The sequence below is a fragment of the Streptomyces calidiresistens genome (assembly GCF_014141525.1).
Classification (GTDB): Bacteria; Actinomycetota; Actinomycetes; order Streptomycetales; family Streptomycetaceae; genus Streptomyces; species Streptomyces calidiresistens.
This window is the reverse complement of sequence record NZ_VKHS01001439.1, coordinates 1-676: the sequence shown is the minus strand read 5'-3', so window position 1 is coordinate 676 and position 676 is coordinate 1. Positions and strand designations below refer to the sequence as shown.

Annotated in this window: 1 protein-coding gene; it reads right to left on the bottom strand. The window is 77.5% G+C overall.

Annotation, left to right across the window (positions count from 1 at the left end; translation table 11 throughout):
* On the bottom strand, positions 1 to 676 hold a 676-nt coding region (locus tag FOE67_RS27715), incomplete at both ends, for a serine/threonine-protein kinase (RefSeq protein WP_182667551.1).

Here is a 676-nt window from a genome sequence, read left to right as displayed (position 1 = left end):
GAACGGGGCGGGCGGCCCGGGCGGCCGGCGGACCCGCCACCGGAGGCGGGCCCGGCCTCCACGTCCAGGGCGGGCAGCCCCCGCAGGGTGGGGTGGATCTCGCGCAGTCGCGCGGCCAGCTCGGAGGCCCGCAGCCGTGAGGCGGGGGATTTGGCGAGGCACTGCTGGAGCAGGTGCCACAGGTCCTCGGGCAGGCCGGGGAGCGGAGCGGCCTGCTCGGTGACCTGGCGGCGCAGGACGGCACCGCTGTGGCCGCCGCCGAAGGGCGTGAAGCCGGCGAGGAGCTCGTAGAGGACGGTGGCCAGGGCGTAGATGTCCACCGGGGCGCGGGAGGGCAGCCCCTCGATGATCTCGGGCGCCATGTAGTCGGGGGTGCCGACGACGCCGGAGCCGGAGCCCCGGCGGGGTTCGTCGACGAGGTGGGCGACGCCGAAGTCGGTGAGCAGGGCGACGGGCCGCTCGCCGCCGGTGTCCAGCAGGATGTTCTCGGGCTTGACGTCGCGGTGGACGATGCCCGCGGCGTGGGCGACGGCGAGGCCGGCGGCGATGTCGGCGACGATCCCGACCGCCCCGGCGGGGGTGAGGGGGCCGTGTTCGCGCAGGTGGGTCCGGAGGTCGGGGCCGCGCACGAGGTCCATCACCAGGGCGAGGTCGGGGCCGGGCCCGGTGCGGGGGC